10 protein-coding genes are annotated in these 15,616 nt (G+C 50.1%); 5 read left to right on the forward strand and 5 right to left on the reverse strand.

The window, feature by feature from the left end:
• Positions 1 to 10: 10 nt before the first annotated feature.
• Genes H5336_RS13270 through H5336_RS13280 form a run of 3 tightly spaced genes read right to left on the reverse strand, consistent with a single transcriptional unit; the run spans position 11 to position 4,456 of the window.
• On the reverse strand, positions 11 to 673 hold the full coding sequence (locus H5336_RS13270) for an outer membrane beta-barrel domain-containing protein (protein WP_185234763.1): 663 nt from the start codon (positions 671 to 673) through the stop codon (positions 11 to 13).
• Positions 643 to 1,452: an SH3 domain-containing protein gene (locus tag H5336_RS13275; RefSeq protein WP_246439093.1), complete on the reverse strand. Its 810-nt coding sequence runs from the start codon at positions 1,450 to 1,452 to the stop codon at positions 643 to 645. Before H5336_RS13275 ends, H5336_RS13270 begins: the two co-directional genes overlap by 31 nt.
• Positions 1,442 to 4,456, reverse strand: coding sequence for an HzsA-related protein (locus tag H5336_RS13280; protein WP_185234764.1), 3,015 nt, complete (start codon positions 4,454 to 4,456; stop codon positions 1,442 to 1,444). Before H5336_RS13280 ends, H5336_RS13275 begins: the two co-directional genes overlap by 11 nt.
• A 652-nt stretch (positions 4,457 to 5,108) precedes the next feature.
• On the opposite strand from H5336_RS13280, the gene H5336_RS13285 reads away from it, so the two are divergent.
• The 4 genes from H5336_RS13285 to hpaR all read left to right on the forward strand — a co-directional run bounded on the left by H5336_RS13285 (position 5,109) and on the right by hpaR (position 11,312).
• Entirely contained in the window at positions 5,109 to 6,308 is a 1,200-nt protein-coding gene (locus H5336_RS13285) for a hypothetical protein (RefSeq protein ID WP_185235756.1), read from the forward strand.
• A 2-nt stretch (positions 6,309 to 6,310) separates the two neighbouring features.
• On the forward strand, positions 6,311 to 8,776 hold the full coding sequence (locus H5336_RS13290; RefSeq protein WP_185234765.1) for a LamG domain-containing protein: 2,466 nt from the start codon (positions 6,311 to 6,313) through the stop codon (positions 8,774 to 8,776).
• 18 nt (positions 8,777 to 8,794) lie between these two features.
• Positions 8,795 to 10,417, forward strand: coding sequence for a general secretion pathway protein GspF (locus tag H5336_RS13295; protein WP_185234766.1), 1,623 nt, complete (start codon positions 8,795 to 8,797; stop codon positions 10,415 to 10,417).
• Between the two features lie 451 nt (positions 10,418 to 10,868).
• The gene (hpaR, locus tag H5336_RS13300; RefSeq protein WP_185234767.1) at positions 10,869 to 11,312 is read left to right on the forward strand and encodes a homoprotocatechuate degradation operon regulator HpaR; all 444 of its coding nucleotides are present in this window, start codon (positions 10,869 to 10,871) and stop codon (positions 11,310 to 11,312) included.
• A 56-nt stretch (positions 11,313 to 11,368) separates the two neighbouring features.
• Here the strand turns inward: hpaR and H5336_RS13305 are convergent, their stop codons facing one another.
• A complete protein-coding gene (locus tag H5336_RS13305) occupies positions 11,369 to 11,800 on the reverse strand; it encodes a fibronectin type III domain-containing protein (protein WP_185234768.1) in 432 nt (143 codons plus the stop codon).
• Between the two features lie 272 nt (positions 11,801 to 12,072).
• Complete coding sequence (locus H5336_RS24015) at positions 12,073 to 12,864, reverse strand: PT domain-containing protein (RefSeq protein ID WP_185234769.1); 792 nt, start codon at positions 12,862 to 12,864, stop codon at positions 12,073 to 12,075.
• 343 nt (positions 12,865 to 13,207) lie between these two features.
• Between H5336_RS24015 and H5336_RS13315 the strand changes: the two genes are divergently transcribed.
• Positions 13,208 to 15,532 (forward strand): Tex family protein, encoded by a 2,325-nt coding sequence (locus H5336_RS13315; RefSeq protein WP_185234770.1) that lies wholly within the window; start codon positions 13,208 to 13,210, stop codon positions 15,530 to 15,532.
• Positions 15,533 to 15,616: the final 84 nt, after the last annotated feature.

Genomic DNA, 15,616 nt, shown 5'->3' on the forward strand with positions numbered 1-15,616 from the left:
CTTTGCCTCGTTAGAAGAAAATGGATGTTCCGATATGGGTTTCCAGGTTCTGTATGGGTTTGTCGTCACCTAAAATATTATGGGTGAACAGGTGATTGCGTACGTCGAGGCGAAATGCGAGCCAGTCAGTCATAAAAATTCGAAAGCCGCCGCCAAAGTTATAGGTGAAATATTCGTTGTCAGCAAAAGCTGTATTGCCGACCCCACCGATAAAATAATAAGCGGTATTGAATGAATACTTTCCTACGAAAACTTCACCGGGCAGCAAGTTGAAGCCGATGGATAAATTATAGTAGTCGAATTGGCGCTGGTCATCGGTTAGCAGCGGAGTGCCGCCGCTTAACGTTTCGTAGCTTGTTTCGGTGGTGATGGTAGAACCGTATACACCTTCGAGAAAAATATCTTCGGTAATGTGATAGGCCGCGCGAGCACCGTAAACATTGTTGGTGCCAAAATCTTCTACGCTAATAACACCAGCGAATATACCAAATTCGAAGTTTTCATTGTCTATTTTTTCTTCGTCGATACTGCGACGCTCAAGATCTGGATTGATCACAGCGTCGAGCACGGTTTCACCGTCTGCTTGGGATTCTTCTTCATCCTGCGCCTGGGCGACGGGCACAAAGGCCAGCGCGAGTAAGATCAGAAAAATACGCTGATAGCGGCTTTCCATTCGTCAACCTCTTCATTTGTTTCACGCGCGGTAAGCAGCGTGTGATCGTTATATTCAACGCGAAATAAAAAACTGCGGGAAGCGTAAAAAATAAATCCGCCACCAACGGTAAGTGTGCCGTTTTCGCGATCTTCAGATTGGACAATATCAGAACTTGGCGAAATTAAAATTGCGCCAGAACCGAGAGTAAAAAACGGTGAAACATTCCAGTCGGGGAAGGGCTCGTGTACCGCATTAAGTGAAACCATTTTACTGTTGGAGAATGAGCCAAATGCTTGGGTATAACGCAATTCTGCCGATATGTTGCGGGTGAGATGGTAACCAATATGGGTGTTTAGGCCGCGAGCACCGGAAAAATCACCGCCGCCTACACCTAGCTCCCAACGCCGAGTATCGAAAGCTTCGCGACCGGGTTTGGATAGATCAACAATTTCACCTGCGGGGCCAAGGGTATCGCGAAACTCATCGCGGTGAACCCAGCCCTTTTTTCCATCCGTTGTTTCAACCTTGTACCAATCCGTTCGGCGTTTATAAATTTTCACCTGTTCGTTTTTTTCTATGGTATGGAACACTGGGTAGCCACGGCCTGGGCCAGTGTGCATTTCGGCGTAGGCGTCGGTGACAATAACATCCACACCCTTGTCTTTAGCTATTGCTTGAAATGGCAGCAATAGCATGACGATTAACACGATAAGATTCGTTTTTACAGGCAACTTCATATCCCGTGCAGGCTTGTTCCGATTAAGGCTGTGGATGGCGTCGTTAGATTTATGGAGCATCAAACTGATTATTGTAGTACTGCCCACCAATATCCATCCATTCTGCTATAAGTTTTAATTCTGCGCCATTTAAATAGCCGTCATGTGATCCACCGGGAGCAAATACATCGAAAAACTCATCGGATGCTAGTGCGCCAGCCGGCGACAATAGGGCGCCATTACGATTGCCTGTTTCGACCATTATGGGAATGGGTTCGAGTACCGGGTCGCCGTTAATGTCGAATACTGGATTCCCTTCGTCGTCTACCACTTGTTGCATTTCTTGCACCAAGTAGGGCACAGGGTTGCCGTTTTCATCCAGTACCAGTGTCAAATTGGGGTCGATGGTATCCAGTGGCGCGGGTACGGTGTTGCCGTTTTGATCAATGGCTTCGAATTGTGCTATGTCTTCGATAACCAGTTGAATCATTTGAAATTGAGGCACGCCGTCTACAACCAGTTGCTCAAGTTCCAGTCGCAGGTTTCCGTTTGCATCTAATTCGAGTACACGGTTACCGAATAGCAGGTGTGCGTAAGAGACCAAGTAATCGTTGCGTTCTTCCGATTGGGCGGCCGATAAATTTAGCTGGCGGTTACCGGCGGGTATAATCGTCATGCCGTCTGCGTCAGCGGTGCTATGGCAGTTGGTGCAGGTATAATCAGAAATTAATACGGGTGGTTCACTGTCGTCGAAAGTTTGGCGAGATACCTCCCACACGGGCTGAATGTGCGGGATGTAGTTGATGACAATACGGCACAGGCTATTCCAGTTTACGGCACAGTCGGTGGGTGCTTCGGAACGCAAATCGCTGTAGCTTAAATCCGTGGTGGCGACTATTGGTCGAGTAGTGCCGTCTTCGGTCCAGTCGCTGTAGTCGAGTATGTTAACCGATGGGGTGCGCGCGCCATTTACGCGCGCATAGTACTGAGCCATGCTCTCGCCTACCTGAGGGTCGGTGTGGGGCGTACCGAATTCATCACGCAGCCGAGTATTGGGGAAGGGCGCATCGGAAAGTGCTCCAAGATTAATCGATGGCGGTTCGGCGCCAACGCGACCATGAGGTGTTTCGGTGTCATCACTGGTATGGCAGCCCGAGCACTCACGTACTTCACCGGCACGTAGGGTCATCCAATATTCGTGGCGAGGGCCAAGGTCGCCGCTGCCATCGGTGGTCACACGCCTGCCGTTGGCATCGAGAATAGAGAAAGTAAAGGCAACATCGGCAGGCACTTTGAACATAGCCGAGCCATCGGGTTCGATGGGGATGTAGCCGAGAATATCACTCATCCAACTGACGCGGCCAAAGGCGCTGTTATCAAAATCTACTACGTCGTCATCGGCCTGGGATACGGCTTTTACTAAGCGAATAAAGCGCGCGGGCCTTTCGGCTTCAGGGGTTTGCAGTGGATCGGCGGTGGCGTTGATGCCATTGGGTGAAACATCCATTCCATCGATATCGTAGACGCTGCGAATATGCAGAATACCCACATTTTCATCGGCCAGCTCCTGTTCAAAATCTTGGCCGGGTACTGGGTCGGGAATGAAGTCGGGAAGAGGGATGGGCTGCAGAACAAGCGCATCGGTATAGATGGTTTCTTGCTGAGCTAATACAACCGGTGATTGGGTTTGTGTTAGTGGATCGAAAATCCACAGGCCATACAGCGGTAAAGCAGACTGTATGTTAGGTAGGCTAAGTGCGCTGTCCGTACAGGGAAAACTGCCTACTTCCTCTTCCGTAATGGTGACGGGCGTTTCCGTTGTGTCGCCATCGGTATTCACAAATTCGCCCGCGTCATTTATTAACTGCAGAGCATCGTCGATAAAAATGCCAAGGCGGTACCCGCGCAATTGGCAGGGCGCCCAGCTCATAAGTAAGCGCTCGCTTCCGTCGTCTATGGGGTAGGCTGAGCTGTAGTAACCGGCGGGCGACACAGAGCCGTCGGTAGTAATATCGGCGTCAATAATGGATTGTTGCGCCGAGCCTGTAGCGCCCGAGCCAGGTACTGCGATGTTGGACTCGGTGAAATTGAGGGTATCAATAGCCACCATACCGCCCCCGAGTTTCTCCGATGAACGTGGGCGCAAGTTTACCTGAATACGGTTGTCGATTAATTCTCGTGGTTTGGCAAATACGCCTTCGGACTCGTTAGTACCGGTGGTTTGACTGTGGAAACCGTATTCCAGGCTGACGTTACTGCCGTTAGGGTTAGCGGTGTAAAGGCTCAGGCGATCTTTGTCGCCGGTGTAGTTGTCCCAACGCAGAAACATAATGCGGCCGTCATTGAGTAGTGTGGGGTAAAGGTCGTGACTCTGGTTAAAGGTAATTTGTTTTATTTCGGTGCCGGAATCTTCCATTACATGTAGCGAGAAGGCTTCGGTTTCTTCGTCATCTTCCGTTAGTGCCGAAAATTGTGGTTTATTTTCATCGAGTAGCACCGCGCGGGAGCGGCGTTGGCGGTTGGTTGAAAAAACAATCCGTCCATCGGCCAAGTAGGCCGGCATGATGTCCTGGCCTTCTTCGGCAATGGTATTAGATTCAATTAAACGCCGGAGGATTTCTGTTTCAAGGTCATATTCCCAGATATTCCAAGTAGGCTGTTCATCTTCATCTAGGCCTTCTATTTCCGGTGCGCGCATGGAAAACAACAGCTTGGTGCCGTCGGGGTCAACGGTAAGCCCTTTAACGTCATACATGGGCGCCGAGGCTTCCCCTCCGTCGGCGGGTGCTTCTTCCGCCCCAAAGGCGACGTCGGTAATCAGTATGGCGTCGGCGGGTACCGAGGCGCGGTCTTTGAGGTAGAGGCGCGCGCCGGGATTAAATTGCGTTAACTCCAGCAGGTTATCGGGAACAAACAGTCCGTCCTCGTCACGGGGTATGGGGCGCTCGATGTAGGCAACGGGAAAATCGGCGACTACGGGATCGGGCTCTTGGGTATCACCACCTCCACCGCTACTAACATCGCAGCCCTGCAAAAAAATATAACTGATCAGGCTGAGAATAAAAATCGGTTGTTTGCGACTCATAACGCCACTCTTTCTATGGGGTCTTTTACATTAATTACATTGTTCATTTTTATTGGCCTAGCGTTTTTGGGTAAACAATGCAGATGAATACTGTGTAACGCCTTTGGCGTTCTCCATTTTGTTGATTCACTCTAAAACAAGCTTTATGCCCATAACAGCGTATTTTTGCCTAGTTGGCCACGGGTTTACGAATCTTTACACAATTGCAGAATTATTCAGCGAATATGGGGGGCAGTGAATGAGCGGTTGTGGCGATTATGCGCAGCAAACACCGAGTAAAGATGACGTGGTTCTCATTTTGATTGGTTTTTACATAATTTAACGGGTTGAAACTGCAATTGGGAATAATTCGTGCGTTTGCCTCAACGCGTTAAATAGGCACTAAACAAAGTCACCGTGTAGTGAGTGAGATTGCAGTTATTTAAAAAGCAATCTGTTTTAAAGTGACAAAATTTGGCGAAAGGCTACAAAAATTGTGCGCCGTTAGGTTTTGGCAATCAAGCTTGGCGCCAATGAGAAAATTAAAAGGCGTAACAGCAAAACGCATAAATGCTGCAGGTGTGAACCCAAAGCAGAATTAATTAGCGAGAAAGGCAAAGCGATGATCAGGTGTAATCAACAAAGACGCAAAACAACAGCGGGCAGCAAATTTATGCTGTGGACTGTCTGTGCGGCGGCGCTGATGGGTAGCGCTGGTGTTTCCCAGGCGGGGACATTGGAGCAGGCCAAGCGTATGCACGACCGATTGGCGGGCGTTCCTCCTACTCAGGATGTGCTGTTACAAATGAAATCCGACCTGGATTCTGGTGACGGGGTTGCTGCAGCCATGAAAGCCATGGAGCACGACGGTTTTTACAATGTCACCGTAAAAAACTGGGCGGCTCCTTGGACGAATCGAGAGCAGACGGTTTTTGTGCCTTTAAATGATTATGTTGCCACGGTGGTGGGCTTTGTGCGCGACGGAGACACCATGGATTTTCGTGAGCTGTTGTCCGCCGATGTTCTGTATACAGGCAATGCATCACTAGACTTGGCAGCCTATTCCAATAGTAACAACAGCCATTACGAGCAGTTGGAAACCGGTGGCTACAGCCTCAAGGACAATCTAGTGCAATCGAGTCAGTCGGCGCTTACCGGTTTGCCCGCCGATGCAACGGCCGGCGTTGTGACTTCCCGTGCAGCTGCGCGTTCGTTCTTTAAAGCGGGTACAAATCGCGCCAATTTTCGTTTTACCCTGCTTAACCACCTGTGTATGGATTTGGAGCAGGTGCACGACGTAACGGGTGTGCCGGATCGTATCCGTCAAGATGTATCCCGCAGCCCCGGTGGAGATGCCCGGGTGTTCCTGAATAACTGCATCGGTTGTCACACGGGTATGGACCCTCTTACACAGGCGTTTGCCTACTACGACTATGAGTATGATGCCGACGAAGACCTAACCGGTGAAAACGGTTCCATTTCGTATAATGCCGAAGGCACCACTGACCCGGAGACGGGCACTAGGGTTAAGGCTAAATACCGTATCAACAGCGCTACCTTCCCCACCGGTTTTGTAACGCCCAATGATAGCTGGGACAACTATTGGCGCGAGGGGCCGAACCAGAATCTAGGGTGGGATCAAGCACTTTCCGGCAGTGGCACGGGTGCACGCTCTATGCTAGTGGAGCTGGCTCACTCTGAAGCCTTTGCGGCGTGCCAAGTGAAAAAAGTATTCAAGGCTGTTTGTTTGCGTGATCCGGGTGATACCAATGATCGCTCGGCTTTGAACGGCATGATTAGCAATTTCAAAAACAGCGATTACAACATCAAGCAGATGTTTGCCGAATCCGCTGATTACTGTAAGGGAGAATAGTGATGAACCTGTTAATTTCTCCGCTAAAAAAACTTCTTCTTGTTGCCAGTGTGCTTGGTGTTGTTGCCTGCAGTGGTGGCAGTGGCCAGGAGGTTCAGCAAAACGATGATTTCACCCGCAACGATGGTGATAATGGAATTTCTTATAACGGGCCAGCGCCCTCCACCGAGGATGTGCAAGCGTTCAAATTGAACCTGTGGGATAACCTAGCGGGTGAAAACCGCTGCGGTAGCTGTCATATTCTGGGCGGTACCTCACCGGAATTTGTACGTGCCGACGACATTAACCTCGCCTATGGTTCCGCTAACCCGCTGGTGGATCTCGAAATTCCGGCTAATTCCCGTATTGTGCAAAAGGTTGCGAGCGGCCATAACTGCTGGAGTTCAGACCCTGCAGTGTGCGCTGATATTATTACCAACTACATTGAAGCTTGGGCCAATACTTCGGGGGCCAGCAGTAATGTGATTGTGTTAACAGCGCCACCGGAATACGAAGTTACCGATAGTAAAAGCTTCCCGGGAGACAGTGGCACGTTTGCCACTACTGTGTACCCGGTGGTCGAGGAATATTGCTCAAGTTGTCACTCGGAAGATTCGGCTTTACAGCAACAGCCATTTATTGGCAGTAGTGATGTTGATGTGGCCTACGATGCATCTCGTAGCCGTATCAATATGGACGACCCTGGCGCATCGCGCTTGGTGACCCGCCTAGGGAGTGAGTTCCACAACTGCTGGACGAGTTGCGACACTAACTCAGCCGAAATGGAAAATGCTATTGCTGCCTTTGCCAATGCCATACCCATTACCGAAGTTGACCCCGACCTCGTCGTTAGTCGTGCTCTCGGCCTGCCCGATGGCATTGTGGCTGCCAGCGGTGGCCGTGTGGAAAACAACATTGTTGCCTTGTACGAGTTTAAAAACAGTTCACTGCAAACCGCATTTGATACCAGTGGCGTGGACCCCGCACTCGATTTGAACTTAACCGGCAATGTGCAGCGTGTAGGCGGCTGGGGAATTCGAATCAATAACGGCAAGGCTCAGGGGTCTACCAGTTCAAGTGAAAAACTATACGACCTGATCCGCGCTACCGGTGAGTATTCCATTGAAGCCTGGGTGGTGCCCGACAATGTCGCTCAAGACGGCCCCGCACGTATCGTGACCTATTCGGGTGGTTCGGAAATTCGTAACTTTACCTTGGGGCAAACCCTGTATAACTACAACTTCATGAACCGCAGTTCGGTAACCGATGGCAACGGCATGCCTATGTTGTCTACTCCGGACGCCGATGAAGTGCTACAGGCAACGCTGCAACACGTTATTGCCAGTTATAACCCCATTTCGGGCATGTCGGTGTATGTGAATGGTGAACTGGCGGCGCAAGACGATACTGTGGTCGGTTCAAATCTCAACGACTGGGACGATACCTTCGCTCTGGCGGTGGGTAATGAAGTCGATGATCAATACCTTTGGCAGGGCGTAGTACGCTTTCTGGCTATCCATAATCGAACGCTCACCGCCGATGATGTGACGATGAATTTCGATGCCGGTGTGGGTGAAAAATTCTTCCTGTTGTTTGGTGTTTCCCACCATATTAATTTGCCTGAGTCGTATATTGTATTCCAGGTGGAGCAGTTTGATAGCTACAGCTACTTGTTCTCGAATCCGTTCTTCATCAGCCTAGGGGACACAGCACCTACCGAAGACATTGTGATTGAAGGTATGCGCATTGGTGTTAATGGTCGTGAAGCGGCTATTGGTCAGAGCTATGCCAACCTTAACGTCACGATCAATTCGAGCAACTACAACGCCGACGTTGGCATGCCTCTGTCGCAACTGGGAGCCGTGATTGAGCTGGATAAAGGCCCTGATCTGGACCAATTCTTTATTAGTTTCGACAGCATTGGCGGTTCTAGCTATACGCGGTCAATGGCCGCGCCTCCCGCAGCACCAGAACCTGCAGACTTGGGTGAGCAGTCTTTAGTCGGCCTGCGCCATTTCGCTGAAATCAACGCTACCATCGCGCAGATGACACAAACCCCCATGGAGGGCTTACCTACCAGCGTCTCGGATGTGTTCGAGGTGGTCAAGCAGCAATTACCAACGGTAGAAAACGTTGACACCTTCCTCGCCGCTCATCAGGCCGGTGTTATGCAACTCTCTGTTGCCTACTGTACGGCACTGGTAAATGACAGTAGTCGCCGCAGTAATGTGTTTGACGGCTTCAATTTTGGCGGCGATGTAACGGCGGCAAATGCAGACCTGATTATCGAGCCGTTACTCGAGGGCCTTAGTGCCGGCGAAGTTGATGTGCAGGGTACGCCAACCGTATTAACAACCCAACCAATACCAGATGCCGTAAAAGCGCATCTGTACAGTTTGGTGGCCGATATGTCGACCGCTAATACCGATACAACTGTTATTGCACTCTGTGCCGCGACTGCGGGCAGTGCTGTGATGATCTTGCAATAATTGAGGTGGACCAGAACCATGGCTAAACGAAGAAATTTTTTCCGTCCGGATGAGCCTCTCAAGCATGCGGATCATCATCGCCCGAAAACCCGTCGCGATTTTATCGCCCAGGGGTTTCAGGCCGGCTTAGGTACCGTTGTCGGCACCTCGATGTTCAGTCTTTTTGCAAGCCCACGCGAAGCGATGGCGTTGTCACCGGATATCGCCAACCTTCTCTCTCCCTGCGGTATTACCGCAGGCGCGGGCAAAATACCTTTTATCTGTTTTGACCTTGCTGGCGGAGCCAATATCGCTGGCTCCAATGTACTGGTGGGCGGTCAGGGTGGGCAAATGGATTTTTTGTCTACGGCGGGCTATAGCAAGCAGGGCTTACCGGGTGACATGATTCCTGGTCTCGAAGAGGTAACTCCCGCGGTTGGTGGCAACGGCGACCATACAAATTCGCAGCTAGGCTTGTCGTTTCATGCCGATAGTCAATATCTGAGGGGTATCCTAGAGCGTACCTCCCCGGGTACTCAGGCGGCGATCAACGGTGCGGTTGTTGCGGCACGGTCAGAAAATGATACCGGTAATAATCCGCACAATCCTATGTACGCTATCAATATGGCTGGAGCTAATGGTGAATTGCTCGCGCTTTGTGGGTCTCGCAGTAGTGAGTCGGGGGGTAACTCCATGGCGCCTGCAGCATTGGTTAATAACGAAGTGCGCCCCACCAAAATTGATCGGCCCTCAGACGTGACTGGTCTTGTGGATGTGGGTGATTTTGGTGCCCTGTCGTCCTCTGAAGTTGTCGCGGTAATGGAATCGGTATCGCGTATCAGTGATGAAAAACTGGCTCGTGTTTCTACCGGCTTAAGCAACGACCAAGATGTCAAAAATCTAGTGAGTTGTGCCTATATTAAAAGTGCGTATCTTGCCGAGCAATTTCCCGATCCCGGCTTTTTAGACCCCGCGACGGATCCGGATATTGTCGGTGCGAACGGTATTTTTACGGTGGATGAGTTTAATGGCGATCGCGAATTTCAAAAAGCCGCTTCGGTGATGAAATTAGTAGTCAATGGCTATTCTGGTGCGGGTACGATCACTATGGGTGGTTATGATTATCACACCGGAGATCGCGCCACCGGTGAAATGCGTGATTTACGTGCGGGCCGTTGTATGGGTGCCTGTCTTGAATATGCCGCGCGTAAAGGTGTGCCGTTGATGATGTATGTGTTCAGTGATGGCTCGGTATTCAGTAACGGTATGACCGACGACTCCATTGACGGGCGTGGTAAAGGTGTTTGGACAGGTGACAATCAGCAAACGGCTTCAGCGTTCTTTTTGGTGTATAACCCTGGTGGGCGCCCGGTATTGATTGGTGCAAACCCTGAAGAACAGGCTATACATCAGCAAATTGGTTATATGCGCGGTAGTGGTGATGTGGAAACTACCTCCAGTGGTGACCGCCCCAACCCAGCTGCCAATAATGTAAACTTACTGGTGCAAACGGTTATGCTCAATTATATGGCTTTGCATGGTGAGCAGTCTCAGTTTGAGTCAATGTTTACTAGCCGGGGCCTCTCGCATGGCTTGGGTAGCGCCGGAATGATGGATCGCATTACGTCCTTTGAGCCCATTGTCGATGGGACTATTATCTAAAAGAAGGAAAGTAACCACCTAAATTGCTTAACCCGCTAAGAAACCGGCTCCTGTAGTCGGTTTTTTTTGTGTGAGATAAGCTCAATTCGGTCGGTGTGTGGGTGTGCTTTGGCTCATTGTCTTATGGCGATGTTGCACATTATTCGGTCTTTTTATGGATTAATGTTTCAAAAAAGTGACGAATAGTGGAATCAACGGGGTATTCGTTGTCTATGCTTTAAAAGAAGCTGCTACCCCGACACAGGGATAACAGGCCGTTAAGGAAGGTGGAGTCAGGGTAGTGCAGGAGTCATTGCCAAGGTGACACCAATGGTCGCAGCCAATGTGAGCCACTAGAAACATTAGCAAATGTAGTTTATTTGATCTGCGTTTCAGTGGTGTGCAACGGAATGGTTTTGGTGATCGGTTTCGTTGCTTGGTTAATAGTTACCATGGCAAGCAGGTAAAATTGATGACAGTATCCAATGAAAACCTTCCACTCTTGCTCTTAAAGGCTCGAGAAAACTCCATAGCCTGCGTTCGGCCAATACTGGCCGATTTCGGTTTAACTGAACAGCAATGGCGAGTAATTCGAACCTTAAAGAAAGAAGGCGAGATGAACGCTCAGGACCTAGCGAGCGAGAGCTGCATATTGAGCCCGAGCCTATCGCGTATTCTCAACCGCCTAGAAAATGAAAAAGTTATTTTGAAAAAAGTCGATAGCCAAGATCAGCGAGCGTTGAACATTCGTCTCAGCGCCAAGGGCAATCGGCTTCATGATCGCATCGTACCGAAGGTGGATAAGCAATATAAATTATTGTCGCAAGCGGTTGGTAAAGACACTATTAATAGCTTAGTGGGGCTATTGCAGGAGTTTTCAGATCGCGGTCACCGCTCAGCCGCTGGCAGCGCCTAGCAGGCTTGTTGTTCATCACGCCTTACAGCGTTATACGCTGTAAGGCGCGCCTCCGCTCAAATACCTATATCGGCAAAGGCAGGTTCAGAGTAATCGCTGTATAACCCTTCCGTATCAAAGGCCGCAATGCGCACTTCGTAACGGCCGGCTTCTAGGCTGGTTATTTCAAATTCGCTTCTGGTTTGATCGGTGATAACGGCTGAAGTAAACAGTTCATCGTTTGCGCCTCGGTACATCACTTCGTAGCCACCTATTTCGCTCAACAGTAAATCTTCACCGTTTTCTCGGGTCGTGGGAATGTCCCATTCTACGATGGCGGTGTGTAAATTAGGTGTTGCGGGTGATGAGCTGGAGCTGGAGCTGGACGACGAGGTCGATGATGACGATGATGATGACTGTTGCGATACGTCACCGGGTATGAGATTGCCTTCACCACCACCTGAGCCACAGGCCGACAGTAATGTGGTGGTAAGGAGGATGACTAACAAATTCCTGGCGGTTCCTAATGGAAGAGTGGTCATTGCAATCATTGTTTTACAACTTCTCTATAATTGACATTTGATTCTAGACGACACGTGCGGTTAGAACTGTGGGGTATTTAACGTTTTTACTCGAGTGTGGGGGGGAACCTGTTAAAAAATGTATGTGGATCAAACCTTGTTTAAAACGCGAACAATGGTTTTAAGGGTTTTGCTGGAGATAAGGGTGTTTTAGCGCAGTAGGGTTGGGCGTCCTTGCCCATCTGGAAAGACTGTGTCGGCTAGAGTCCGATTTCAGCGAAGGCTGGTTCAGAGTAGTCCGAGTAGAGACCATCGGAGTCGAAAGCCGCAATGAGTACTTCATATTCGCCAGCGTTTAGGTTTTCGATCAGGAAGTTGTCAATGGTTTGATCGGTGATAACCACGGTGGTGTAGGCAATGTTATCCGTATTGCGGTACATGATTTCATAGCCGCCAATTTCGCTCAACAATAGGTCGTCACCATTTTCCCGGGTGGTTGGGATATCCCATTCCACTACGGCGTCCAATATCTCCGGCTCTGCCGTAGGTTCAACGGTAGGTTCAACGGTAGGTTCTGCCGTCGGTTCAACGGTAGGTTCAACGGTAGGTTCTACCGTCGGTTCAACGGTAGGTTCAACGGTAGGTTCTACCGTCGGTTCAACGGTAGGTTCAACGGTAGGTTCTACCGTCGGTTCAACGGTAGGTTCTACAGTCGGCACAGCACTCGGTTCAACGGTAGGTACTGCGGTAGGCACAGCACTCGGTTCAACGGTAGGTACTACAGTAGGCCCAACAGTTGGTTGTACAGTAGGCTGAATGGTAGGCACTATTGTTGGAGTGATTGTAGGCTCAACCGTTGGCTCTGTAGTGGGGTTGGGTGACTGAATAGGTGCTCGGGTGGGCTCTATAGTTGGCTCTGGAGTTACTTCAGGCTGGGTGCTTGGCGGAAGTAATGTTCCTCCCTGATTAGACCCACCGGGCGCAGTGCCACCGCCACAGGCGATAAGGGAAGTACATATGAGCGCGCTTGCAGTCAGTCGTAAAAAGTTCATTAGCCGTTACCTCAAAATCAACATTAATTAGTATTTGGTACTTTTGTATTGTTGTGTATGCATTATAAACTGATCAAAAGGTACCAGTTGTGTGCCGGTTAACATAAAAAATGATCAAAAAACGAGCTGTGCGCCATCATTACAAAGTGTGAGTTTTGTCTAATTTTAAATGAGACTTAGTGCAGGTTTTTGCCGCTGTTTTGGTCGAGTATGGGCAGAGGGTGGTGTCGCGAGGTGTCGTAATCGGCAGAAATGGAGAGCCTGCGCTCTAGGCTTCTGGTAATCCCCGCGCAGATTCCTCATAATCTGCCGCCGTTTTTTAATCCCGGAAACAGATATTAGAATGAGCAGTATCAACGCCCGCATTGCCCAAGAACTCAATACCCAAGAACGTCAGGTAGCCGCCGCTGTAGCGCTGTTGGATGAAGGCTCAACAGTGCCTTTTATCTCGCGCTATCGAAAGGAAGTAACCGGGGGGCTCGACGATACCCAGCTACGAGAGCTGGAGCAGAGGCTTACCTATTTGCGTGAAATGGAAGACCGGCGGGAAACTATACTGAACTCCATTACCGAACAGGAAAAATTAACGCCCGAGCTAGAGGCACAGATAAAAGCGGCTGATACTAAAACGCAACTGGAAGATCTCTACCTTCCTTATAAGGTCAAGCGCAGAACCAAGGCCCAGATTGCCCGTGAAGCTGGGTTGGAACCCCTGGCCGATCTACTGCTAAGCGACCCATCAAAAGACCCAGAGCAAGAGGCGCAGGCGTTCTTCAACAGTGAACACAAAATTGAAAACACCAAGTCGGCGCTGGATGGCGCCAAGCAGATATTGATGGAGCGCTTCAGTGAAGATGCCGCCCTTCTTGAAAAACTACGCAACTTTTTGCGCACGGAAGGATGTTTGCAAGCGAAATTAGTGGAAGGAAAAGAGCAGGAGGGGGCTAAATTTCGGGACTATTTTGAACACAGTGAAGCGCTGGTAAAAACACCTTCTCACCGTGCTTTGGCCATGTTTCGCGGTCGTAACGAAGGTGTGTTGACCCTCGCGCTAAACCTCGATGAACCCGAGGACAAACCGGCAACTGCTATGCATCCGTGCGAAATAATGGTGGCGGAGCGTTTTACTATTACTGACGAGGCGAGGCCGGCGGATAAATGGTTAGCGGAAGTTGTGCGCTGGACGTGGCGAATTAAATTACACACGCATCTGGAAACCGACCTGCTCGGGCGTTTGCGCGATAGTGCAGAAGCTGACGCGATTGATGTATTTGCCAGTAATCTCAAAGACCTACTACTGGCCGCCCCCGCTGGCCAAAAGGCAACAATAGGGCTCGACCCTGGGTTACGTACTGGGGTTAAAGTTGCTGTTGTAGATGCGACTGGGCAAGTGGTAGATCACTGCGCGATATTTCCAACGCCCCCGCAGAACCGAATTCAGGAAGCTGAAGCTGTCATTGTCGCGTTGTGTAGAAAACACAACGTTGGGCTTATCGCTATTGGCAATGGCACGGCTAGCCGTGAAACCGACAAGTTTGTGGCTGATGTACTAAAGGCGCATACCGATATCACTGCTCAGCAAGTGGTGGTAAACGAAGCCGGTGCTTCTATTTATTCGGCGTCGGAATATGCGGCTAAAGAGTTTCCCGATTTGGATGTCACCATACGCGGCGCAGTCTCGATTGCACGTCGGCTGCAGGACCCGCTGGCGGAGCTGGTAAAAATTGATCCGAAGTCCATAGGCGTAGGCCAATATCAGCATGATGTGTCTCAGTCTCGTTTGGCGAAAATGCTGGATACAGTGGTAGAAGATTGTGTGAATGGCGTGGGCGTGGAAGTCAATACCGCTTCTGCACCGCTTTTGGCGCGGGTGTCCGGACTTAACACCACAGTGGCTAACAATATCGTCGAATTTCGAAATCAGAATGGCCCCTTCTCAAACCGCAAGCAGTTCTTAAAAGTGGCCCGGCTGGGCGAAAAAGCCTTTGAACAGGCGGCGGGGTTTCTGCGTATTGCCAGTGGTGATAACCCCCTAGACGCTTCGGGTGTGCACCCAGAGGCTTATTCGGTTGTGGAAAGCATTGCCGAGAAAAATCGTCGCGAAATTAAAGGTTTGATGGGGGATACCGGCTTCTTACGTTCGTTGAGCGCAAACGATTACACCAGCGATCAGTTTGGAGTACCTACAGTAACGGATATTTTATCGGAGCTTGATAAACCCGGTCGGGACCCGCGCCCAGAATTTAAAACCGCCAGCTTCCAAGAGGGTATAGAAAAAATATCCGACCTGGAGCCGGGTTTGATTTTAGAGGGCACGGTAACCAACGTAACGAACTTTGGTGCTTTTGTTGATGTGGGTGTTCATCAAGACGGCCTTGTGCATATTTCGGCACTGTCCAATACCTTTGTAAAAGACCCGCGCGAAGTGGTTAAAGCCGGGGATATCGTTAAAGTAAAAGTCATGGAGGTTGATGTGCCACGGAAGCGAATTGCTATGTCGATGCGTTTGGACGATACCCCTGGCGAGAAAACTTCACAACCTGGTGGCGGTGCGCGTCGAGGCGCAAAGGGAGCCGCGCCACGACCACAAAAACAGCCTCAGTCACAACAGGGCACTATGGCTGCATTGTTTCAGGCGGCTGCACAAAATCCAAAAAACCGAAAGTGATAACCGCCGGGGTATAAGGGTTGCGACAACTTTTCGTTCGGTAATGCCCATAAAAAAGGCCAGCTAATTAGCTGGCCTTTTTGG

Origin of the sequence: Teredinibacter franksiae (assembly GCF_014218805.1) — a bacterium.
Lineage (GTDB): Bacteria > Pseudomonadota > Gammaproteobacteria > Pseudomonadales > Cellvibrionaceae > Teredinibacter > Teredinibacter franksiae.